Genomic DNA, 21264 nt, shown 5'->3' on the forward strand with positions numbered 1-21264 from the left:
CAAACTACAGAAGCGCCTTGGTTGTTGGATCGAACAGACAGGCGCGCGACATGTCGATGCCGAGCGTTATCGTCTCGCCCATGACGGGAGCGTCATCCGGCTCGAAACGGCCGGTGATCTCCAGGTCACCCAGCCTGAGCACGGCAAGCGTCTCGGCCCCGGTAGGCTCGACCAATTCGACCGGCGCCTGCATGGACGCTACAGCAGGTTTGCGCGACTTCAGATCGGTCGTGAAACGGTAGATGTGTTCCGGCCGGATACCGAGCACGACGTCCTTTGGCGCGCCGGCGGGCATCGGCGCGGCAAGGGCAAGGCTGACGTCGCTGCCGTCAGCGGCGCGTACCGAGATGCTGGTCGAGCCCGTAAGCCGGGCGGGAATGAAATTCATCGCCGGCGATCCCATGAAACCGGCAACGAACATGTTGGTCGGCCGGTCGTAGATCCGTTTCGGCGTGTCGAACTGCTGTACCGAGCCCTGGTTCATCACCGCAATGCGGGATGCAAGCGTCATCGCCTCGACCTGATCATGGGTGACATACACCGTGGTCTTGCCGACGCGATGGTGAAGCTTCTTGATTTCGGTACGCATGTCGACGCGCAGCTTGGCGTCGAGGTTGGACAAGGGCTCGTCGAACAGAAACAGCTTCGGGTCGCGCACGAGGGCACGCCCCATCGCAACGCGCTGCCGCTGGCCTCCCGAGAGCTGGCCGGGCTTGCGTTTAAGCAGCTGTTCGATCTGCAGGAGTGCGGTAACCCGCTGGACAGCTTCCGCCTGCGCCGCTTTTGGCACGCCGCGGCTCTCCATGCCGAAGGTGATGTTCTGGCGCACCGTCATGGTGGGATAGAGAGCGTATGACTGGAACACCATCGCAATATCGCGGTCCTTGGGTTGCACCGAGTTCACCAGCCGGTCGCCGATCCATATCTCGCCCGACGTGACGGTTTCCAGTCCGGCGATCATGGCGAGCAAGGTTGACTTGCCGCAACCCGACGGGCCGACAAGGGCGACGAATTCTCCGGTCTTAGCCTCGAGATCGATGCCGGCAAGAATCTCGAGCGAGCCGTAGCTCTTGTGAAGGTTGCGGATCATCAACGCGGACATGGGCGACGCCTCATTTTATGGCGCCCTGGGTGAGGCCGCGCACGAAGTATTTTCCACCAAACAGATAGATCAGCAGCGGAGGCAACGCGCCGATCAGCACGGCTGCGCTCATCACATCGTAAGCACGCGCGGTCGTGCCGCCGGCCGTGAGCGCGACCAGTGCCGCTGTGATCGGCTGCTGCTGGCCCGATGTGAAGACGACGCCGAACAGATACTCGTTCCAGATGCCGGTGAACTGCCAGATGACGGTGACGATCAGGATGGGCGGCGACAGGGGCAGGATGATCTTGCGGAAGATCCGCCAGAACCCGGCGCCGTCGATGCGTGCCGCCTTGATCAGGTCGTCCGGTATGCTGACGTAGAAATTGCGGCAGAACAGGGTGGTGAACGAGATGCCCTGGACGACGTGGATCAACACCAGCCCGTATGTGGAATTGGTCAGGCCGAGCTTGCCGAGCAGGAACGCCCACGGCATCAACGAAATCTGGCCGGGCATGAATACGCCGAGCAGCATCAGATTGAAGATCAGTTCGGAGCCCCTGAAGCGCCATTTGGAGAGGATGTAGCCGTTCATGGCGCCGAGAATGGTCGAGATGATGGTGGCGGGGATCGTCATGGCCAGTGAGTTGAAGAAATTGCGCTTCATTCCCTCGCAGGTACCGCTGACGCAGTAGGATCCCCAGGCCTGCGCCCACGCATCGAACCGGAAGCTGCGCGGTACGGAGATGAGGCCGTTGCGGGCAATCTCCGACTGCTCGCGCAATGAGTTGAAGATCACCACCAGTAGCGGCACGAGATAGACGACCGCGAAAAGCGTCAGCACGGCATAGACAAGGAAGCGGCTCCAGAAATGCCGGCGCGTGGCAGCGGCTTCTTCCGGATCAAAACGGGCATTAGGGCCAATTTCAGCCATTGCGGCCCTCCGCCCGCCGGCGCCAGACGATCCACAAGGAGTACGGCACCAGCACCACCGCGACCGCCGCGAGCATCATCATCGCCGCGGCGGCACCCTCACCGATTTGGCCGCGCTGGAACATCAGGTCGTAGACATAGATGGCTGGGAAGGTGGTGGACACACCTGGCCCGCCCCGCGTCAACGCCGCCACCAGGTCGAAGGTCTTGATGGCGAATTGTATCTGAATGACCGCCACCGCCAGGAATATCGGAGCGATGGTTGGCAGGATGACCCTCCGATAGGTCCGGAAAACCGACGCGCCGTCGATTTGCGCGGCCTTGACGAGATCCGGATCGACCGACCGCAGACCGGCCAGGAAAAGTGCCATTGCGAAGCCGGACGACTGCCAGATACCGGTTATGATCACCGCATAGATCGCAGTGTTGCGGTTGGCCGTCAGGGCGAAGCTGAAGTCGGTCCAGCCAAGCCCGCGAACGAAGGCCTGGATACCGTCGACAGGATTATAGAGCCAACTCCACACCGTACCGGTGACGATGAAGGACACCGCCAACGGATAGAGGAAGATGGTGCGCCAAACCGCCTCGCCGCGGACGCGCTGGTCGATCGCGATCGCGAGCAGCAGGCCAACGGCCATCGAGCCAACGATATAGAAGCCGCTGAACAGGAAGAGATTGGTATAGGCGATGTTCCAGCGCCGGTTTGCCCAGAGCGAAGCGTAATTGTCCAGGCCGACGAACCCATAGGTCGGCAACAGCGACGAATTGGACAGCGAGATGTAGAGCGTCCAGAGCGTGAAGACGAAAACATAGATGAAACTCGCCGCTATCGACGGCGCCAGCACCAGAATGGGCACCATCGTGCCCAGGCGCTCGCGCCACGGACGGGCCGCGGCAGCTGCGGCTGGTACAATCAGATCATGGGTGGACATCGGGCTGCTCCGGCGAGGTCTGGCCGGGAGCTTCGCCCCCGGCCATCATCGGCAGCGTCACTTCTGCGCTTCGGCCGCATCCGCCATCGCATTGGCCGCGTCCTGCGCACTCATATCCGGCGTTGCTACAAACTCCGTGATGCTATCCATTATTGCGCCGCGGACCTTTTGCGGAACCGTCATGTTGTGCGCCATCGAACGCACGAGCGTGCCGGCGGCGATCGAGGCTTGCAAATCCTTTTGCGAGAGTTGCTGGCAGGGATTGAAGCCGTTCGAAAGATCGACATCGAGGCGCGCCGGAATGGACCCTTTGGTCTGATTGAAAATGGTCTGGAATTCGGGCGACAGGATGATGCTGGCAAGCAGCTTCTGTCCCTCGATATAGTCCGGGTCCTTCTGCTTGAAGAACACGACCGAATCTGAATTCAGGATGAAGCCCGGCTTGCCCCAATCGGTCGGCGCCTGGGCGCAGACATAGTCGGTGCCCTCCTTGAAGCCGCCGGCCGTCAGCAGGCCGATCGTCCAGTCGCCCATGATGTGAAAGGCGGCCTCGCCGCGGCCGACCAGATGCGACATGGTATCCCAGTCACGCCCGTTCATGCCGGGGTCCATGTACTTCGAGGTCATGGTGCGGAACTGCTCGAAGGCCTTGACCATGCCGTCGCTGCGCATGGCGTCGACGTCGCCCTCGACGAAGGCTTTCTTGTAGAGATCGAGGTCCTGACCGTACACGACCACTTCGAAGACGGTCGAGTCGGTCCAGTCGGCGGTCGAGTGCGAAATGCAGATCTTGCCGCTGGCCACGATCTTGTCGCAGGCGGCATTGAATTCCGCCCATGTCTTCGGCATCTCGGTGACGCCCGCGTCCTTCATGACCTTCGGCGATGCCCACAGCCAGTTGATGCGGTGGATGTTCATCGGCGCGGCCACCCAATTCCCGGTCGGCTTCATCACCGGCAGCAATTCGGGAGCGACGACCTTCTCCCAATTTTCCGCTTTCGCCAGGTCGTCGAGATTGGCTGTCATGCCCGTCTCGTTCCATTCGGCGATCTCGGGGCCCTTTAGCTGCACAGCGGGAGGTGCGTTGCCGGCGATCACGTCAGCACGCAGTTTGGCCAGGGTATTGGCCGTATGGCCTGCGATGGAGGTCTGCTGCCAGATGCCACCCTTGGCGGTAAACATCTCGCCGAGCTTGGCGATAGCCTGGGCGTCCGATCCGGTGGCCCATTGATGCAAGAGGTTGGTCTTCGGCTCCGCGAGGGCTGTTCCGGTAATCAAGGTGAAGGCGGTAGCGGCCGCAAAGGCCGTCCTCAGGTATTTCATCGTTTCACTCCCCTATATGATGCACGGTTCGTATCGACCGCTTGTGGCCCGCGATTTGAGGTCGTGGCCGGCGAGATGCAGTAATCTCCGTTCTTTCCAAGATGACATATCTGGGCTATCAGTCAACGTCCTTTGTGCTCATCATGAACAAACCTTCGCTTAGAAATTGGCTGATCGACAGGCCGTCCGCGTCGCCGGAGAGCCTGATCGTCCGATGCCTGCGCGAGCGCGGCGCGCTTTCTGCGTCGCAAATTACCCGCATTACCGGTTTGGCGCGGTCGACGGTTTCGACCGCGCTCAACGGCTTGAGAAAGTCCGGGATGGTGATCGAATCCTCGGCCCATCATGACGCGGCGAGGGGTATCGGCAGGCCTGCCACGACATTGACGCTCAATCCCGCTGCGGGCACCTGCGTCGGCATCCATCTGGGCCTCGACGAGATGCGGTGCGTCGTCGCCGACGTCTCGCATTCTTTCGTTGCCGAACAAACTATCCCCATGGGTCTGGACTACCAGCCGCAACAGGCGGCCCAGCTCGCCAAGTCAGTAATTGCCCGATGCTACGAAGAGAACGGTCTGCCGATGGCGGGGCTCCTGGGGGTTGGGGTCTCCGTCTCGGGCCCAGTCAGCCGCGAAGGAGTGGTGCTGCGCGCGAGTATCGTTCCGACCTGGGCCGGGGTCAACATCCGCGATGTGTTCGGGCCGGTCCTTGAACAGCCGATCTTCGCCGACAATGAGAGCAACTGCTCGGCCATTGCCGAGCTGATGTGGGGTGCGGCCGTCGGCCAGGACGATTTCGTGCTGTTCAAGGTCGATCTGGGCGTCGGCGGGGCCATTGTCCACCACGGTCGGCTGGTGAGCGGCATCGCCGGCGGCGCCGGCGAATTCGGGCACATCAGCATCGATCCCGGCGGCGACCTTTGCCGGTGCGGCAATCGAGGATGCCTGGAGCTCTATGCCAGCTTTGCCCGACCGCTCGAGCAGATTTCGCGCATCGTGCGGCGGCCGGTCACGATGGACGACGTGATCATGATGGCCGAGCAGGGCGACGTGAGGGCGCTGCGGATGATCGAGGACACCGCCGAGTTCGCCGGCCGTGGCCTTGGCCTGATCGGTTCGGTTCTCAATCCGCCGCTCATCATCATCGGCGGCCGCATGGCCTTGGCGGGCGACATTCTCCTGGCGCCACTGATCGCATCATATGAACGCCACACGCTCATCAAGTCCCGCGATGTGGCGCCTGCGCTGCGCACGCGGATAATCGTTGGCAAGCACACGGAGAACGACGCATTGCTCGGCGCGGTCGGCCTCGTGCTGCGTCACAACAGCCGACTTCAGTGACCCGGCTTGCTTCGGGTGGCGCTCTGATTTTGCGAGCTGCTCGCCGAAGCAGCGGAACTGATGTTTGCCTACGCGACACGCACCGTGCGCTGCCTCGGCGTGATCGCGGTGGCGAGCAGCAGGCCGGCGATGATGAAGGCGGCGCCGGCGAGATCGTAGTCGTGCAAGCTTTCGCCAAGGACCAGATAAGCGAGAACGGCGACGAAGGCGGTCTGGAGATAGAGCAGCATGCTGGCGCGCCCCGCACCAAGCGTCTCGACGCTACGGTTGTAGAGATAGTACATCAGAGCGCCGCCGGGGCCGGCAACATAGGCGAGAGCCAGAAGGCCGTTCGCATGCAGCGCCGAACGATCCCCGGAAAACAGTTCCCAGAGATAGAAGGGCAGTGCGGCCAGCGCGCCGGCTCCCAGCAGCAGGACCACCATCGGCAGAAGCTCGATAGCGAATTTGGCGCGACGCAGCAGCACGGTGTAGAGGCCCCAACAAAACGCGCTGCCGACGATCCACAACTCGCCGGGATTGAACTGCAGCTGCATCAGCGCGGCAAGGTCGCCGCGCGCCACGATCACCACCATCCCAGCCAGAGCGACCAGCGCTCCAAGCGCTTTCCAGACACCGAGGGGCTCGCCGAGCACGAAGCGGGCAAGCACCATGGTCATGATCGGCGACAGCGCCATGATGATGCCGGCGGTCGTCGCGTTGGTATAGTTGAGGCCCGTGTAGATCATGCCCTGACACAAGGTTAGTCCGATAGTGCCGATGACCAGCACCTCGATCACCCGGGATTGGATCAGCACGAGCATCGCCCCGTGATGACGATGGACGATAGGCAGCAGGATCGCGCACGCGAGCGTCAGCCGCCAGAAGCAGAGCGCCCAAGGCGGCATCTCGGGGGCAACCCACTTGGCGGCGATATAGACGCCGGCCGACAGGAGCCAGCAGAGCGTCGCGAGGGAATAGGCGAGCGGAAGTGATGCGCCGGGTGTCGCCTTCGCTACACTTGGATGTGCTATCGGCAGCGATTGGATATCCGTCTCCTCCCACCGCAGACTTTAGCAGATTGGCAGCGTCTTGCTAAGCAGCAACAACAGCTGTTTCACCAGCTGGCGCAATCGGTGGGTCATTGTGGGTCCCGCCGTTCACGGTCTCCTTCCATTCGAACGCATGTTGGCCCATGAGCAACTCGATACCGAAAAGCGCAAGCCGTATCGATTTCGCGCGACACGAATGTGAGATTCATATCGCGCGACAGATATTCGCGCGGTTGCCGCAATCTTCTCGCGCCATATTTCTACCGAGAGCAGATCTGTCGCGAATTCCTGGTTCCTAGGATCACGAGCGCCGCTGTTTCGAAGCAATTGGAAGAATAAGCCACTGACTTCCGTTTGCACAAAGAGCGCGACACAGATCCATGCGGAGGACGTCCGATGCATGCCGGCTTCCGAGGAAGCGTACTCGTAGCGGTGTTGGGCACCGTCATGGCAAGCTGCGCTGGGATTCCGGCGCAAAAAACCGGGGCAATAACCGGCTATGGCCCCAACCCCACTTTACCGAAACCAAGACCGACGCTGATCCCGACTGTTAACATCGCGGAGGCGAAAGGCTGGCAGAAAGAAGGTATGCCGACCCCGGCGAAGGGGCTGACGGTGAACGCCTTCGCCACCGGCCTCGACCATCCGCGCTGGCTACATGTGCTTCCGAACGGCGACGTGCTGGTTGCTGAAACCAATGCCCCTGCCAAGCATGATGAAGGCTTCAGTCTTAGAAAGGTCTTCATGGACCTGGCTATGAAGCGGGCTGGCGCCGCGACCAAAAGCGCCAACCGCATCACGCTCCTGCGCGACACCGATGGCGACGGCATTGCGGATGTGCGCACGACGTTCGCGGAAGGCCTCAATTCGCCCTTCGGCATGACGCTGTCCAAAGGCAAACTCTTTGTCGCGAATACCGACGCGCTCGTCGCTTTCCCCTACTCCAATGGCCAGACCCGAGTCAGCACGTCGCCGGAAAAGATCATCGACTTGCCGGCCGGGGACCTCAACCATCATTGGACCAAGGACGTGATCGCAACTCCGGATGGACGCAAGCTCTATGTCACCGTTGGTTCCAACAGCAACGTTGGAGAAAACGGCATAGCCGCCGAGAAGAACCGCGCCGCTGTCCTTCAAGTGGATCGGTCTACCCGCCGCATTCGGGTCTTCGCCTCGGGCCTGCGCAACCCGAACGGGCTCTCCTGGAATCCTGAGACTGGCCAGCTTTGGGTCGCCGTGAACGAGCGTGACGAGATCGGCGACGACCTTGTGCCGGATTACATGACCTCGGTTCGTGACGGCGCTTTCTACGGTTGGCCCTACAGCTACTACGGACAGAACGTCGACGAACGCGTCAAGCCGCAGCGCCCCGATCTCGTGGCGGCAGCGATCAAGCCCGATTACGCCCTGGGCTCTCATACCGCCTCGCTGGGACTGACCTTCTCCAAAGGCGCGCGGCTCGGTCCGGCCTACGGCAACGGCGCCTTCGTCGGCCAGCACGGCTCGTGGAATAGAAGCGTGCATAGCGGCTACAAGGTCATCTTCGTGCCGTTCCATGGTGGCAAACCGAGCGGTCCTCCGGAAGACGTGCTCACTGGCTTCATCGGGCGTAATGACGAGGCGATGGGCAGGCCGGTCGGCGTCGCTATCGATCAGACTGGCGCACTGCTCGTCGCCGACGACGTCGGTAATGTCATCTGGCGGGTCCGCCGGGCGAATGGCCGTTGAGCGCAGGTGGCCTTTCTGATTCCGATCTCACCAGCCTTCGGCTACAGCGCCACGCCCGATATGGCTGCATTCGGCGGAGGCGGATATCCTAAACACTTAGCTAGCAGCACGCCCGAAGATAGTCGTGTCAAACATGCTTGCGCCCGCCTGCCTCGCGGAACCAGCTGTCAGGATAGGGATACCACCAGCCCTGAATCTCCGGTCTGTGGTCGATGATGACCATCTTCGAGCGGCGGAATGCATCCAGACCCTGGCGGCCGAGCTCGCGGCCGAGGCCCGAAGCCTTCCAGCCCCCGAACGGCAACGCGTCATTGTCTATCAGCGGATTGTTGACCCAGACCATGCCGGCCTCGAGCCGCTCCGCGGCCTCATGCGCTTCGGCAAGATCGGTGGTGAAGACCGAGGCGCCGAGACCGAAGGGGCTGTCGTTGGCAAGCTCTATCGCCTCGTTGAAATCCTTGACCCGGCAGATTGCGGCGACCGGCCCGAAACACTCTTCGCGCACGATTGCCATATCGGCGGTGATGCCGGTCAGGATGGTCGGCTCGTAGAACCAGCCTACATTATGTGCCGGCGGAATGCGTCCGCCGGTGATCGCTTTGGCACCGCTGCGGATCGCACCGTCGACCAGCCGGATGACCTTCGCACGCGCGGCCTCGCTGACCAGCGGTCCGATCTCGGTTTTGTCGAGGCCGTTGCCGATACGCAGCGCGCGCGTTTTCTCGGCAAACAGATCGACGAAGCGGTCGTGAACGGCATCAACCACGAAGAACCGTTCGGCCGAAGTGCAGACCTGGCCAGTGAGATGGAAGGCAGCCGTGACGCTGCCGGCAGCCGCCACGTCCAGTGGGGCGTGTTGGCTGATGATCAGGGGATCGCTGCCGCCGGCCTCGATGACGCAAGGCTTCATGCGCTCTGCACATGCGACGGCGACAGCCTTGCCGGCGGCGACCGAACCGGTGAAAGCAACCGCATGCGTGCGGTCCGAGGCGATCAGCGCCTGCGCCGTTGCTGCTCCGCCTGGCATGCAGGAAACCAGGCCCTCCGGCAGGGAGCGAAACACGGTTATATAATCCAGCGTCGACAATGTTGTCGCTTCGGCGGGCTTGATCACGCAGGCATTGCCGGCGGCAAGCGAGGCGGCGACGGTCCAGCACATCAACAGGATCGGAAAATTGTAAGGCATGATGTGCACCGACGTGCCGTAGGGCTCGTAGCGGGCATACTGGAACGAACCGGCCTGCGTCGTGCCGGCGATCTTGCCGGCGTCGTCACGCGCCATTTCGGCGTAATAGCGGAAGATCGGCGCGCAATTGGCGATCTCGCCGATCGCCTCCGGATAGGGTTTGCCCATCTCGTGCACCATCAGCTCGGCGCAGCGCGTGAAGTCGGCCGCTTCGATGGCGTTCGCGACGGCGTGCAGATGCCGGGCACGGCTCTTGGCGTCGAGCTTTTTCCAGGCCGTTTGCGCCTTGGTCGCTGCGGTGAGCACGGCGTCGATCTCGCCGTTGCTGGCTGCGGTGATCGCGCCGACGGTTTCGAGCGTCGCCGGATCGATCACCGGTTTTGCCGCACCGGTCATTGGCCGATAATCCGGATTGACGAAGAAGGTCGGCCGGTCAGGTGAAAAGTCCATTCTGTCCTCCCGTGTGCACGGAAACTTTTTGAGAATTCACCCTGCCGAGACAGGCGGCGTGGTTTTCGAGAACCGAAGCGGAGCGGACATTAAAGTCCGTGCGCATCGGAAGCGGAGAAAACGGCGTCAGGTGTCCGGTAGGGTAGAATTATCGAGAAGGTTCAGCGGATCATGTAAACTTTCTTGATGGTCTCGTGGACGGTGCAGACGCCCTTCCAGTCCTGCGGAAAGAACGCTGCGGTGTCCGGTTCGATCTCGATCACCTCGCCGGATTCGTGGACATAGGTGCAGCATCCCTCGAGGAAATGGCAGAACTCGTCGCGGGTGACGTGGCAGCGCCATTTGCCCGGCGTGCAGACCCACAGTCCGCATTCGGAGCGGCCCTCCGGCCCCTTGTGCAGCAGCTTGCCGGAAGTGCGGGATTCGCCCTCGATCAGGGTGGGGATGACGCCCCAGTCGACCAGGTCGGTGAGGGCGAGCGGCGATTTCATGATCGGTGTCGGCATGTCGGGAGCTCCAGTGGCCGGCTTTAGGCCAGCATGTAAACGTTGCGGATGGTCTCGTGGACGGTGCATTCGCCGGTCCAACCGGCCGGGAACATGACAACCGTGGCGGCGGATACCTCGATCACCTCGCCGTCGTCCGATCTGTAGGTCGCGCGGCCGGCAACGAAATGGCACAATTCGTCGCGCGGAATCGCCAGCCGCCAGCGACCGGGTGTGCAGACCCAGATGCCGGATTCCGGCTGGTTGTTCGGCCCCTTGTGCACCAGCCTGCCGGTGGAGTGCGAAGCGCCTTCCAGCGCGTCGGGCTGGGTGCCCCAGTCGACGAGGTCGGTGCGGGTCGAGGCTTGCTGGAGGTGTGGGGCTGAGATCACAGTAATTTCTCCAGCAAAGCAGCCGCTTTCTCCGGGCCGTTCTGCGACTGCATCTGGGCCGACGTCTTGGCCAGCTTGGCCTTGATTGCCGGGTCGGTCAGGCAGGTTTCGATCCTGGCGATGAGCTCGGCGTCGCTCCAGTCGTAGCGCGGCATGCCGAAGCCGTGGCCGGTCTCCTCGACCCGCGTCGCATTGTCGTGGCCGTCCCAGACGTAGGGCATGATGATCGCCGGCTTGCCGAAATACAGGCACTCGGTGAACGAGTTGTTGCCGCCATGATGGATCACCGCATCGACCTGCGGGATGACCGAGGGCTGCGGGAACCAGCTCTCGACGATGACGTTTTCGGGCACTTGCGCGTATTGCTCCTTGTAGCCGCCGACATTGACCAGCGCCCGGTAGCGCGTCTTGCCCAACGTTGCGACGATGCGCTTCAGCAGATCGACATCGCCGGCGCCAAGGCTGCCGAAGGAAACATAGAGCAGCGGCCCGTCATTATTCTTCGCAAAAACCGGCACGGTGTAGGGCTTCTCCTGCCGCACGCAGCCTTCCAGATATTGGAATTTTGCCGGGTCGAGCGGATAGCGGCGCATGAACTTCGCCGCCTCGGGATAAAGCAGCAGATTGAGGTACGGCGAGGCCTCGAAAAACTGGCCGATCGGATACGGCGCTTCGTTGTTCGCTTTCAAAAACGCATTGAAGTTGTCATGGATCGGCTTGATGACGGCGTTGAAATGGTCGCGGTAACGCCGATGGCAGGCGTGGTCGTTCTCGCCGCAGCCGGACAGATGTGGCGGGATGTCCTCGTCCTCGATCTCGTTTTCCGAGCAGGAGATGACGCGCACCCAGGGCTTGCCATACTGCTTGATTGCCGGGAACAGGATGACGTTGTCGACGCAGATGACATCAGGCTTGATCGTCGCAAGCACGCCAGGCAGATCCTTCTCAGCCCATTTGGCGCTGTCGACGATCGCCGTCCAGCAATCCTTCACGTAATTGTCGACCTGGTCGTAGGGCGATTTGCGGAAGTTCGGGATGTGGCCGTTGATGAAGTCTTCCCAGAACTTGGCCATCTGTTCCGGCGGCATCGGCTCGGACAGGTTCACCGGATGAGCCTCGAAGCCGTAGCCCTTGTAGACGTCGACGAAACCGGGGTCCGACAGGAACACCGCTCTGTGGCCGCGCGCCTCGATCGCCTGGGCTATGCCGACGGAATTGAGCGCGGGGCCATAGGCGGCCTCCGGAAAGAACGCGATCGTCTTCTGCGTCATGAGAGGTTCTCCTTCGATCAATCTGCGAAAATTCTGACGTCAGCCGCATCCCAGCCGAGCTCGACTGTATCGCCCGACGAGACCGGGCGGCGGTCGGCGGCGTCGGCGGTGACGCGCACCAGGAACGGCTTTGGCGACAGGGCGGTGCGGACGTGCAGCTGCAGATCGAGTCCCTGATAGGCCAGCGCCTCGACCGCGCCGAAGATACGGTTGGCCGTTTCTGCCGATGGGAACAGCCGGATGCGTTCGGGCCGCACTGAAGCTAGCGCCGCAGCGCCGGGCGAAATTGTTGCGGGAACATCGCCGGCGATCCGCACGCCGTTGCTTGCCAGCACGCCGTCGCCGGCGGCTTTGCCCGGTACGAAATTCATGACGCCGATGAAGTCGGCGACGAAACGGTCCCCCGGGTGCTCGTAGACCGCATGGGGTGTATCGCATTGCAGCAGCTTGCCGTCCCTGAGCACTGCCATACGGTCGGCCATGACGAGCGATTCCTCCTGATCATGGGTGACGATGACGAAGGTGATGCCGACCTCGTGCTGCAGCCGCTTCAGCTCCAGTTGCATGGCCCCGCGCAATTTCTTGTCGAGTGCACCAAGCGGTTCGTCGAGCAGAAGCAGCCGTGGTCGCTTGACCAGCGCTCGGGCAAGCGCGACGCGCTGCTTCTGCCCGCCAGACAATTGCTCCGGCTTGCGGTCGGCGAAGGCAACGAGTTCGGTCGTCGCCAAAATGGCGTCGACACGGGAGCGGATTTCCTTTGCAGGCAAGCGTTCCATTTCGAGGCCATAGGAAACATTCGCCCTGACGCTCATATGCGGAAACAGCGCATAGGACTGGAACATCAGATTGACCGGCCGCTTATTGGGCGGGGTCCTGGCGATGTCACGGCCGTCGAGCAGGATGCGCCCGTCATTGGGCGTCTCAAAGCCGGCCAACATGCGCAGCAGCGTTGTCTTGCCGCAGCCCGAAGGTCCAAGCAAGGCGAAGAACTCGTTCTCGCGGATATCCAGCGAAACGCCGTCGACCGCCGTCACCCGGCCGAACTTCTTCGACACGTTGTCGATCGCCAGCAGCGTGCGGGGCTCGTTCATTGGCCGATCACCCCACGGTTGAGCCGCTGCGACAGGGTCAGCGCGGTGATTGAGACCGCCATGACGATAGTCGCCAAGGCATTGATCTCCGGCGTGATGCCGAAGCGAATCATCGAATAGATCTGCATCGGCAGCGTGGTCGAGGCGCGGCCGGCGCCGGCGGTGAAGAAGGCGATGATGAATTCGTCGACCGAAAGGGTGAAGGCGAGCAGCGCGCCGGCGACGACGGCAGGCAGGATCACCGGCAACATCACCCGCCGAAATGTCGTGAGCGCGGAAGCACCGAGATCGGCAGAGGCCTCGACGATCGACCAGTCGAAGCTTTTCAGCCGCGCGCGCACCACGGAGCAGACGAAGGCGAGATTGAAGACGACATGGGCGAGGATGATGGTGTGCAGGCCCAAGGTGAGATCAAGCATCGAGAAGAAGCTGAGCAGCGCGATCGCCAGCACGATGTCGGGAATGATCATCGGCGCAAAGATCAGCGCCTCGAGACCTTTGCCGTATTGCCGGCGTATTTCGACGCCGATCGCCAGCAGCGTGCCGAGCAGCGTGGCGATGGCGGTCGAGACAAGCGCCACGATCAATGTGTTGAGCGCGGCAGAAAGGATTGCGGCGTTTCCGATTAGCGAGACATACCATTTCAGCGAAAAGCCCGACCAGACGGTCGGCAGCCCGCCTTGGTTGAACGACAGCGCCACCAGCACGGCGATCGGGATGTAGAGGAAGGCCAGGACCAGTGAAAGCACGAGCCAGAGCGCGCGCCTCGTGGCGAGGGAGCGCTCACCCATCGGCGCCTCCTCTCGCTTCGGCGGCACGGCCCGAGGCGCGATCAGCAGCCAGGGCCTGCGCCGTCAGCACCAGCAGCATGATGGCGATCAGCACCATTGCCAGTGCCGCACCGAAGGGCCAGTCATTGGCGGTCAGGAACTGCTCGTAGACGACATTGCCGATCATCTGGAAGCGCCCACCGCCGAGCAGAGCAGGGGTCACGAAATTGCCGATCGACAGCACGAAGACGAAAACAGCACCGGCGGCGATACCCGGCACGGTCACTGGCAGGATGACCCGGCGAAATGTGGTCACGGCCGACGCGCCGAGATCGCGCGAGGCCTCTGCGAGCTCCGGATTGAGCCGCGACAGCGGCGCGTAGCAGGCCAGGATGACGAAGGGCAGATAGTTGTAGACCAGACCGGCGATGACGGCGCCTTCGGTATAAAGCATCGACGGCGGCTCGCCGGTGTAGCCGAACCAGCGCAGCAGTTGTGTGATCAGCCCTTCGCGGTTGAGCAGCACGATCCAGGCATAGGTACGGATCAGGTAGTTGGACCAGAAGGGCAAGACGGCAAAGAACAGAAACACCGGCTGCAGTTGCCGGGGTGCTGCCGCGATCGCATAGGCGGCGGCATAACCGATCACCACCGCGACCAGGGTTGCCGTGCCGGCAATGCGCGCCGAATTGAGGAAGATGCCGGCATAGAGCGGGTCGAACACCAGCCCGAAATTCTCCAGCGTGAAAGTGTAATCGATGCCGCCATAGATGCCGCGCCGAAAGAAGGCGAGCGCTAGCACCAGCGCGCATGGCACGACCATCAAGGCGGTGAGCCAGGCCAGCGCCGGCGTCATCAGCAAGAATGAGCGAAGTCTTGTTTGGGACAAGATTGCGGTACCGCATTCAACGGTCGGCGGCGAAAACCCCGCCGTCGACCGGGATTTCTGATTTTGATGTCGGTTATTGCGCGGCCTTGATTTCGCTGACGATCTTCGAGTAGTCGCGTTGGGCATCGCCGACATCGCGCAACTGCTCGAACTTGACCAACTCTGCCACCGGCATGCTCATATTGGGAAATTTGGCGAGAAAATCCGCCGGCAGGCTTTCCATAGCCGGCTTGTTCGGTACCTTGTAGTCGATGTTCTGGGCCGCCCAGGCGTGGTTCTTGGCGTCCAGCATGAAGTTGATGAACTGGAAGGCGGCGTCCTTGTTGGCCGATGCCTTCATCACCACCATCGTATCGACCCAGAGATCCGAGCCTTCTTTCGGTATGGTGTATTTAATTTGTGGATTCTCGGCGATCCCGTAATTGCACCAGCCATCCCAGGCCTGAACCATCAGCGCCTCGCCCGAGACCAGCTTTGAATAAAAGGTCGTGTCGTCATAGGCCAGCAAAGTCTTCTTGGCCGAGATCAGCAGGTCCTTGACTTCGCCGAGCTTTGCCGGATCGGTCTCGTTCACCGAATAGCCCTTGGCGAGTTGGCCGGCGGCAAGCAGCCAGCGGTCGGTCGCCAGCATCGTCGTCTTGCCCTTGAGCGCATCGGACGGGGCGAGAAGGTCGTTCCAGCTGACCGGCTCCGCCTTCACCAGATCCGAACGGTAGCAAAGGCCGGTGGTGCCCCAAGTGTAGGGCACGGAAAAATTGTTGCCGGCGTCGTGCGGCAGCTTCGCCGCCTCGGGATAGAGATTAGCGAGGTTAGGGATCTTGGCATGGTCGATCGCCTCGATCAGGCCGAGCTTGTTCAGCACTTCGGCGAAGGACGAGGAGACGAAGACCACGTCATAGCCCTTGCCGCCGGACGCGACGAGCTTGCCCATGATCTCCTCGTTAGTGGCGTGAACCACGACTTCACCGGAGACACCGGTCGCCGCCTTGAAAGCTTTCATGGCATCCGGCGCCATGTAGCCGTCCCAGTTGGAGATAACGAGGTCGGAGGCAGTCGCCGGCGCTGACAGCGCCAGGCCAAGGCCAAGTGCGATCAAGGATTTCCTTAACGGACGGTGCCGCAGGGTGGTGGTGGTCATGACAGACTCCCATTCTGGTTGATCATCGAACTTAGTCGTCGGACCAGCGCTTGCAGCCGCAGCCGCTTTGATCCTGTTCCCCGGTCTTTTTATTGCCGATTGATCTCACAGTACTATTGCAGAAAAAAGTACGTCAATCCATAATTTGTCAAACTACGGTGAATCCCGGCCGATCGCATCCGCAAGGGCAATCGGCCAAACCTCCGCCGCCCGTCCTTCATGAGAATTGCCATGCAAGTTGCAGCCCGACGTCCCCGCACCAACCATCTCGACCTCGCACAGCGCATTCTCGATGTGGCCCGGAAACGCGGCTTTGAACCCGGCGCTCATCTCCCGGAGCAGCAGATCGCTTCGCTCTGCAATGTATCCCGAACTCCGGTGCGGGCCGCGCTGCGTCTGCTCACTGAAAAAGGCGTAGTTCAATGGGAGGCTGAGTCCGGCTATCGCTTGGCCGTAGACCTCACAAGCCAGGCGACCGTCGCCGCCGACCTGCCGAGCGCCGAGGAGGATGAACTTGCCGACATGATCCTGCGAGACCGCTCGGCGCGCCGGCTGGACCGGACGGTCACCGTCGGCGCGCTGATGCGACGGTATAATGCCGAGCGCAGGACGGTACTAAAATCGCTGAAGAAACTGGTCGAGGAAAATCTTCTGGACCGCGCGCCGGGGCAGTCCTGGCTTTTCAGGAGAGTGCCGGACGATCCTGGCGCACAAGGGGAGAGCTATGAATTCCGGCTGTTGCTGGAACCCGCCGCCCTTCTGGCGCCTGGATTCCGGCTGGATGGGACGCGCGCGGCAGCCTTGCGACAGGGCATGGAAATGCTGCTGGCTCTGCCCGACGCGGCATTCGATTCCAGAGAGTTCCAACGGCTGGACATCGATTTTCACGGGATGATTGCCAGTGGCTCCGCCAACCGCTTCGTCGGCGAGGCGTTGGCCGATCATCTCAGGCTGCGCCGGCTGCCGGGAACGTATGCCGGCGTCAATGTCTTCCGGCTGAAGCAATCATTGCGCGAGCATCTGACCATACTCGACCATCTGGAGAGCCAGCAGTACGAGGTTGCAGCCGATCTGCTTCGGGTCCATCTGCGGCTTTCACGCAGCCAGCGACCGCAGGCGGCCAGTCGCGGGGCGCCCGCGCTGTTCGGCATGATCAGCCGGCCGGAATAACGAGGATCATGCGCAAAGGCAGCCCGACCATCGCACTGTTTCCGGAAGCGAGCTTCGGCGCTGCGCTGAATTGCGTTGGCATAGCGCAGGCCCTGCGCGCTCGTGGCGCCCGTCCGGTGTTCATCTGCCATGCCGGCTTTTCTGGCGTGTTCGCCGACTATGGGTTTCAGGAATACCAGTTGCCGACTGACGATCCGTTGACCGACAGCGAACGCCAGAGCTACTGGCAGGCCTTCGTGCGCCGTCATCTGCCGCATTTCAGGCTGAGCCCCATCGATCAGCTCGAAACCTACGTTGCCCCGACCTGGCAAGCAATCGTAGACACTGCGGTCAACGCCGAGGCGCCGCTGCGCCAATTGCTGGCGCGGCTGAAGCCGGACGCCGTGGTGCTCGACAACGTCGTCATGTTCCCGGCATTGGCGACAGCCGGCTGCCCGTGGGTGCGCGTCGTCTCCTGCGCCGAAACTGAGCTTCCCGATGCCAATGTGCCACCCTATCTGTCCGGTCTCGCCGCCGACGACCCGAGCCGCGCGGCGTTCGAGGCGCGCTACCTGGCAGCGGTCGCTCCGGCCCATGACCGCTTCAATCGGCTTCGGACCGACGCCGGTCTTGCGCCCTTGCCGACGGGTCTTTTTCTGGAACCTTCGCCCGCCCTCAATCTGCTGCTGACCCCAACGATTGTGCGAAGGCAGCGCGCCGAGCCGCTCGACCCTGCCAGCTTCGTCTATCTCGAAGGCTGCGTCCGCTCGGAAGGGCCTTTCGACGTGCCGGTTTTTCCGCGCGATGGCGGACCGCTGGTTTATGTCAGTTTCGGTAGTCTTGGCGGCATGGATGTCGGCCTGATCCAGCGCATGCTCGCCGTTTTCGACAGGCTGCCGGCCCGCTTCATTGTCAATGCCGGAGGTCTGCGCGACAGCTATCGCGCCGTTCCGGACAATGTCTATCTCGATGCCTGGTTTCCACAGCCTTCGGTCGTGGCGAAATGCGACCTCTTCATTCATCATGGCGGCAACAACAGCTTTTGCGAAGCACTGCGTTTCGGTGTGCCGTCGCTGGTCATGCCCTATTGCTGGGACGGGCATGACAATGCGCAACGTGCCGAGGAAACCGGCGTCGGGCGCCACATCAGCCGCGATGGCTGGACGGAAGACGAATTGGCGCGAAGCATTCTCGGCCTGATGGCCGATGCTGCAATGCGCGCACGCCTCCGGGAGAATGCAGTGCATATGGCGCTGACACCCGGAACGGACGTGGCTGCCGAAGCCATTCTCGCTCTCGCAAGGACCCGACCTGATGCTTGACACCACAACAACGGATGCCTCGACCATGAACGGCACCAACGACCCGAAAGACTGGTTGGCCGCTCACGCTGTCAGCGAGGTCGAGTGCCTGGTGCCCGACATGAACGGCGTGCTGCGCGGCAAGGCCCTGCCAGCGGCCAAGTTCCTCAAGGCGATCGAGGACCGAGCACTCTATCTGCCGAGCAGCGCGTTCCTGGTCAGCATCGACGGCCGCTATTCCGGTTCCGTCGACGAGGGGTTCGCCTACCAGGACCCCGACATGCGGATGGTGCCGGATGTCGCAACAATCTGTCTGGCGCCCGGTGGCGGGCCAGGCAAGGCCTATGTCTTCGCCGATGCGTTCCACATGGACGACCGGCCGTGGATGGCTTCGCCGCGGCACGTGTTGCGGGCCGTGCTCGATCTATATCGCCAGCGCGGCTGGCGGGCGGTGGTGGCGCCGGAGCTTGAATTTTATCTCACCGCGCCCAATCCCGATCCCGATAGGCCGGTGACGGCGCCGGTCGGGCGCAATGGCCGCTCCGAAAGCGTGCAGCATCCCTATGACATGGCGGCACTGGAGCAATTCGAGCCGGTGATCCGGCGCCTCTATGACTATGCTGCGGCAGCCGGACTGCCGCTCGACACGCTCATCCATGAATCGGGCACGGCCCAACTGGAGATCAATTTCCTGCATGGCGACGCGCTGCCGCTGGCAGACAAGGTGTTGCTGTTCAAGCGAATGACGCGCCAGGCCGCGCAGGAAGGTGGCATGCAGGCGACCTTCATGGCCAAACCGATAGCCGCACAAGCCGGCAGCTCAATGCATCTCCACATGTCTGTCGTCGACGAGGCGGGCAACACGCTGTTTGCCGGGCGCGACGGCGCCGACACCGAGATGTTCGGGCATTTCATCGGCGGCCTGCAGAAATACATTCCCGAGGTGATGCCGCTGTTTGCGCCGAACGTGAATTCGTTCCGCCGCATCCGGCCGAACCACAGTGCACCCGCCAACATCGAGTGGTCGCACGACAACCGCTCCTGCGGCCTGCGTGTGCCGGCCGGCGGGCCCACCGCGCGGCGCGTGGAAAATCGGCTGCCCGGCGCCGATGCCAATCCCTATCTGGCGATAGCCGGCTCGCTGCTTTGCGGTTATCTCGGCGTCGAGGAGAAGATCGCTCGTTCGACGGAAGCGTCGGGCAATGCCTATCGCAGCAGGAGCACGCTGCCCAAAACCATGGAAGAGGCGCTCGACCGCTTCGCTGCGTGCGATCCGCTTCGGGCGGTGCTCGGGGAGGATTTCTTCCAGACCTATTTGCGCGTCAAGAGCGTTGAGCTCGACCTGTTCCAGAGCGTCGTCACCTCTTGGGAACGCGACCATCTGCTGCTCAAGGTGTGATGATGGGCTTCAATTCTGGGGGCTTCAACTCCGGCCTGGATATCGGCAAATCCTACTATGTCGCGACGGCCAATCCGGCTCCGGACCATCCGGCGCTGCAGGGCGACGTCGACGCCGATCTGGTGGTGGTCGGCGGCGGTTGTACCGGCCTCTCCGCAGCCTTTCATGCAGCCGAACGCGGCCTGAAGGTGGTGCTGCTCGAAGGCGGCAAGATCGGCTGGGGGGCGTCGGGGCGCAATGGCGGCCAGATGATCCCCGGCCTGCGCAAGGGCGCCAAGGGGCTGGTCAAGCTATATGGGCCGGAACGGGGGAGGGCGCTGTTCGATCTCGCCTTCGAGGCGCGGGCCCTCGTGCTCGGTCTGATCGAGCGCCATGCCATCGATTGCGACCTCAGGCTCACCGGCCATCTGGCTGGTGCGGTCAACGGTTCCGACCTGCGCGACCTCGAAGAAGAGGCCGAGTGCCTTTCTACGGTGATGAACTTTCATGATGTCGAGATGCTGTCGGCAGCGCAGGCGCGCGGAATGGTGAACACACCTTATCACGGCGCGATGTACGAGAAGCTCGGTGGCCATATGCATCCGCTGAACTACACGCTCGGTCTTGCTCGCGCCGCGGCTGCGGCGGGCGTCACCATCCACGAGAATTCGGTGGCGGTGCGGCTGGAGCGGGAAGCTTCCCCCCGGGTTTCGACGGCCAAAGGCTCGGTCCGGGCCAGGCATGTCGTACTGGCCGGCGATGCGCTGCTCCACGGGCTTGAGCCGCGCGTCAACAGTCGCATTATGCCGGTCGGCAACTACATCATCGCCACCGAGCCGCTGGGCGACACGAGCGACGTCATCCCAAGCAATGTGGCCGTCTCCGACACGCGCTTCGTCGTCAATTACTACCGGCTGTCGGCGGATGGACGCCTGCTGTTCGGCGGCGGCGAGCGCTATACGCCGTCGCCGCCCGCCGACATTGCCGGCTTCGTGCGGCCGCACATGGAAAACACCTTTGCGCAATTGCGCGGCCGCCGCATCGATCACGCCTGGGGCGGGCTGGTCTCGGTGACGACATCGCGCCTGCCGCATGTCGGTCGCTATGGCGACGTCTATTTTGCGCATGGCTATTCGGGCAAGGGGGTGATCCTGTCGACGCTGTCGGGCAAGTTGCTCGCTGAGGCGATCATCGGTGATGCTTCGCGGCTCGATCTGTTTTCGACCCTAAGCCCGCTGCCGTTCCCCGGCGGCACGGCGCTGCGCGGCCCGCTCTATGTGCTCGGCATGCTTTGGTACGCAATGCGTGACCGCATCAAACATTGAGCGCAGGCATGCGCAATGAGGCCGAGCGCCGCCACCAAGCGATTAACAGCTGATTTCGCGGCAGCGTCCGA

Annotated in this window: 19 protein-coding genes; 6 read left to right on the plus strand and 13 right to left on the minus strand. The window is 62.4% G+C overall.

The features are described 5' to 3' along the window. Nucleotides 1-4: 4 nt before the first annotated feature. Genes NKH49_RS16995 through NKH49_RS17010 form a run of 4 tightly spaced genes read right to left on the minus strand, consistent with a single transcriptional unit; the run spans nt 5 to nt 4269 of the window. Complete coding sequence (locus NKH49_RS16995; protein WP_352448125.1) at nt 5-1102, minus strand: ABC transporter ATP-binding protein; 1098 nt, start codon at nt 1100-1102, stop codon at nt 5-7. A gap of 10 nt (nt 1103-1112) precedes the next feature. Next, entirely contained in the window at nt 1113-2015 is a 903-nt protein-coding gene (locus tag NKH49_RS17000; protein WP_352539299.1) for a carbohydrate ABC transporter permease, read from the minus strand. Next, nucleotides 2008-2946: a carbohydrate ABC transporter permease gene (locus NKH49_RS17005; RefSeq protein ID WP_352466746.1), complete on the minus strand. Its 939-nt coding sequence runs from the start codon at nt 2944-2946 to the stop codon at nt 2008-2010. The genes NKH49_RS17000 and NKH49_RS17005 overlap by 8 nt, the downstream gene beginning before the upstream one ends. Before the next feature lie 57 nt (nt 2947-3003). Beyond that, on the minus strand, nt 3004-4269 hold the full coding sequence (locus NKH49_RS17010; protein ID WP_352926852.1) for an ABC transporter substrate-binding protein: 1266 nt from the start codon (nt 4267-4269) through the stop codon (nt 3004-3006). Between the two features lie 143 nt (nt 4270-4412). On the opposite strand from NKH49_RS17010, the gene NKH49_RS17015 reads away from it, so the two are divergent. Beyond that, on the plus strand, nt 4413-5609 hold the full coding sequence (locus tag NKH49_RS17015; RefSeq protein ID WP_352926855.1) for an ROK family transcriptional regulator: 1197 nt from the start codon (nt 4413-4415) through the stop codon (nt 5607-5609). Between the two features lie 68 nt (nt 5610-5677). Here NKH49_RS17015 and NKH49_RS17020 read toward each other — a convergent pair whose 3' ends face one another. After that, nucleotides 5678-6637, minus strand: a complete 960-nt coding sequence (locus tag NKH49_RS17020; RefSeq protein ID WP_352926968.1) for a DMT family transporter — start codon at nt 6635-6637, stop codon at nt 5678-5680. A 399-nt stretch (nt 6638-7036) separates the two neighbouring features. Between NKH49_RS17020 and NKH49_RS17025 the strand changes: the two genes are divergently transcribed. Next, complete coding sequence (locus NKH49_RS17025) at nt 7037-8368, plus strand: PQQ-dependent sugar dehydrogenase (RefSeq protein WP_352539295.1); 1332 nt, start codon at nt 7037-7039, stop codon at nt 8366-8368. Nucleotides 8369-8495: 127 nt separating this feature from the next. On the opposite strand, the gene NKH49_RS17030 is transcribed toward NKH49_RS17025, so the two are convergent. The 8 genes from NKH49_RS17030 to NKH49_RS17065 all read right to left on the minus strand — a co-directional run bounded on the left by NKH49_RS17030 (nt 8496) and on the right by NKH49_RS17065 (nt 16040). Continuing rightward, the gene (locus NKH49_RS17030) at nt 8496-10004 is read right to left on the minus strand and encodes an aldehyde dehydrogenase family protein (RefSeq protein ID WP_352539294.1); all 1509 of its coding nucleotides are present in this window, start codon (nt 10002-10004) and stop codon (nt 8496-8498) included. A gap of 161 nt (nt 10005-10165) precedes the next feature. Next, entirely contained in the window at nt 10166-10510 is a 345-nt protein-coding gene (locus tag NKH49_RS17035) for a cupin domain-containing protein (RefSeq protein WP_352926859.1), read from the minus strand. A 23-nt stretch (nt 10511-10533) separates the two neighbouring features. Continuing rightward, nucleotides 10534-10881, minus strand: coding sequence for a cupin domain-containing protein (locus NKH49_RS17040; RefSeq protein WP_352539293.1), 348 nt, complete (start codon nt 10879-10881; stop codon nt 10534-10536). Next, the gene (locus NKH49_RS17045) at nt 10878-12152 is read right to left on the minus strand and encodes a glycosyltransferase (RefSeq protein WP_352539292.1); all 1275 of its coding nucleotides are present in this window, start codon (nt 12150-12152) and stop codon (nt 10878-10880) included. Before NKH49_RS17045 ends, NKH49_RS17040 begins: the two co-directional genes overlap by 4 nt. Nucleotides 12153-12169: 17 nt before the next feature. Further along, a complete protein-coding gene (locus NKH49_RS17050; protein ID WP_352539291.1) occupies nt 12170-13243 on the minus strand; it encodes an ABC transporter ATP-binding protein in 1074 nt (357 codons plus the stop codon). Beyond that, nucleotides 13240-14034, minus strand: a complete 795-nt coding sequence (locus NKH49_RS17055) for an ABC transporter permease (RefSeq protein ID WP_352539290.1) — start codon at nt 14032-14034, stop codon at nt 13240-13242. The genes NKH49_RS17050 and NKH49_RS17055 overlap by 4 nt, the downstream gene beginning before the upstream one ends. After that, nucleotides 14027-14869 (minus strand): ABC transporter permease, encoded by an 843-nt coding sequence (locus NKH49_RS17060; protein WP_352926971.1) that lies wholly within the window; start codon nt 14867-14869, stop codon nt 14027-14029. Before NKH49_RS17060 ends, NKH49_RS17055 begins: the two co-directional genes overlap by 8 nt. 106 nt (nt 14870-14975) lie before the next feature. Next, nucleotides 14976-16040 carry a polyamine ABC transporter substrate-binding protein gene (locus NKH49_RS17065; protein ID WP_352926863.1) on the minus strand — a complete coding sequence of 355 codons (1065 nt, stop codon included), beginning with the start codon at nt 16038-16040 and terminating at the stop codon, nt 14976-14978. 231 nt (nt 16041-16271) lie between these two features. Here NKH49_RS17065 and NKH49_RS17070 point away from each other — a divergent pair, with 231 nt between their 5' ends. The 4 genes from NKH49_RS17070 to NKH49_RS17085 are packed head-to-tail and all read left to right on the plus strand — an operon-like array spanning nt 16272 to nt 21193. Beyond that, nucleotides 16272-17210 carry a GntR family transcriptional regulator gene (locus NKH49_RS17070; protein ID WP_352926865.1) on the plus strand — a complete coding sequence of 313 codons (939 nt, stop codon included), beginning with the start codon at nt 16272-16274 and terminating at the stop codon, nt 17208-17210. A 5-nt stretch (nt 17211-17215) separates the two neighbouring features. Next, nucleotides 17216-18511 (plus strand): nucleotide disphospho-sugar-binding domain-containing protein, encoded by a 1296-nt coding sequence (locus NKH49_RS17075; RefSeq protein WP_352926974.1) that lies wholly within the window; start codon nt 17216-17218, stop codon nt 18509-18511. Next, entirely contained in the window at nt 18504-19889 is a 1386-nt protein-coding gene (locus NKH49_RS17080) for a glutamine synthetase family protein (protein WP_352926867.1), read from the plus strand. Before NKH49_RS17075 ends, NKH49_RS17080 begins: the two co-directional genes overlap by 8 nt. After that, entirely contained in the window at nt 19889-21193 is a 1305-nt protein-coding gene (locus NKH49_RS17085) for an NAD(P)/FAD-dependent oxidoreductase (protein ID WP_352926870.1), read from the plus strand. Before NKH49_RS17080 ends, NKH49_RS17085 begins: the two co-directional genes overlap by 1 nt. Nucleotides 21194-21264: the final 71 nt, after the last annotated feature.

Origin of the sequence: Mesorhizobium sp. M1088, from assembly GCF_040318575.1 — a bacterium.
Taxonomy (GTDB): domain Bacteria; phylum Pseudomonadota; class Alphaproteobacteria; order Rhizobiales; family Rhizobiaceae; genus Mesorhizobium.

Excerpts from the sequence above, each read along its gene's own strand:
- NKH49_RS17025 (WP_352539295.1), top strand. The coding sequence starts at position 7,037 with ATGCATGCCGGCTTCCGAGGAAGCGTACTCGTAGCGGTGTTGGGCACC.
- NKH49_RS17065 (WP_352926863.1), bottom strand. The coding sequence starts at position 16,040 with ATGACCACCACCACCCTGCGGCACCGTCCGTTAAGGAAATCCTTGATC.
- NKH49_RS16995 (WP_352448125.1), bottom strand. The coding sequence starts at position 1,102 with ATGTCCGCGTTGATGATCCGCAACCTTCACAAGAGCTACGGCTCGCTC.
- NKH49_RS17000 (WP_352539299.1), bottom strand. The coding sequence starts at position 2,015 with ATGGCTGAAATTGGCCCTAATGCCCGTTTTGATCCGGAAGAAGCCGCT.
- NKH49_RS17010 (WP_352926852.1), bottom strand. The coding sequence starts at position 4,269 with ATGAAATACCTGAGGACGGCCTTTGCGGCCGCTACCGCCTTCACCTTG.
- NKH49_RS17030 (WP_352539294.1), bottom strand. The coding sequence starts at position 10,004 with ATGGACTTTTCACCTGACCGGCCGACCTTCTTCGTCAATCCGGATTAT.
- NKH49_RS17080 (WP_352926867.1), top strand. The coding sequence starts at position 18,504 with ATGCTTGACACCACAACAACGGATGCCTCGACCATGAACGGCACCAAC.
- NKH49_RS17060 (WP_352926971.1), bottom strand. The coding sequence starts at position 14,869 with ATGACGCCGGCGCTGGCCTGGCTCACCGCCTTGATGGTCGTGCCATGC.
- NKH49_RS17035 (WP_352926859.1), bottom strand. The coding sequence starts at position 10,510 with ATGCCGACACCGATCATGAAATCGCCGCTCGCCCTCACCGACCTGGTC.
- NKH49_RS17070 (WP_352926865.1), top strand. The coding sequence starts at position 16,272 with ATGCAAGTTGCAGCCCGACGTCCCCGCACCAACCATCTCGACCTCGCA.
- NKH49_RS17085 (WP_352926870.1), top strand. The coding sequence starts at position 19,889 with ATGATGGGCTTCAATTCTGGGGGCTTCAACTCCGGCCTGGATATCGGC.
- NKH49_RS17050 (WP_352539291.1), bottom strand. The coding sequence starts at position 13,243 with ATGAACGAGCCCCGCACGCTGCTGGCGATCGACAACGTGTCGAAGAAG.
- NKH49_RS17055 (WP_352539290.1), bottom strand. The coding sequence starts at position 14,034 with ATGGGTGAGCGCTCCCTCGCCACGAGGCGCGCGCTCTGGCTCGTGCTT.
- NKH49_RS17015 (WP_352926855.1), top strand. The coding sequence starts at position 4,413 with ATGAACAAACCTTCGCTTAGAAATTGGCTGATCGACAGGCCGTCCGCG.
- NKH49_RS17005 (WP_352466746.1), bottom strand. The coding sequence starts at position 2,946 with ATGTCCACCCATGATCTGATTGTACCAGCCGCAGCTGCCGCGGCCCGT.
- NKH49_RS17045 (WP_352539292.1), bottom strand. The coding sequence starts at position 12,152 with ATGACGCAGAAGACGATCGCGTTCTTTCCGGAGGCCGCCTATGGCCCC.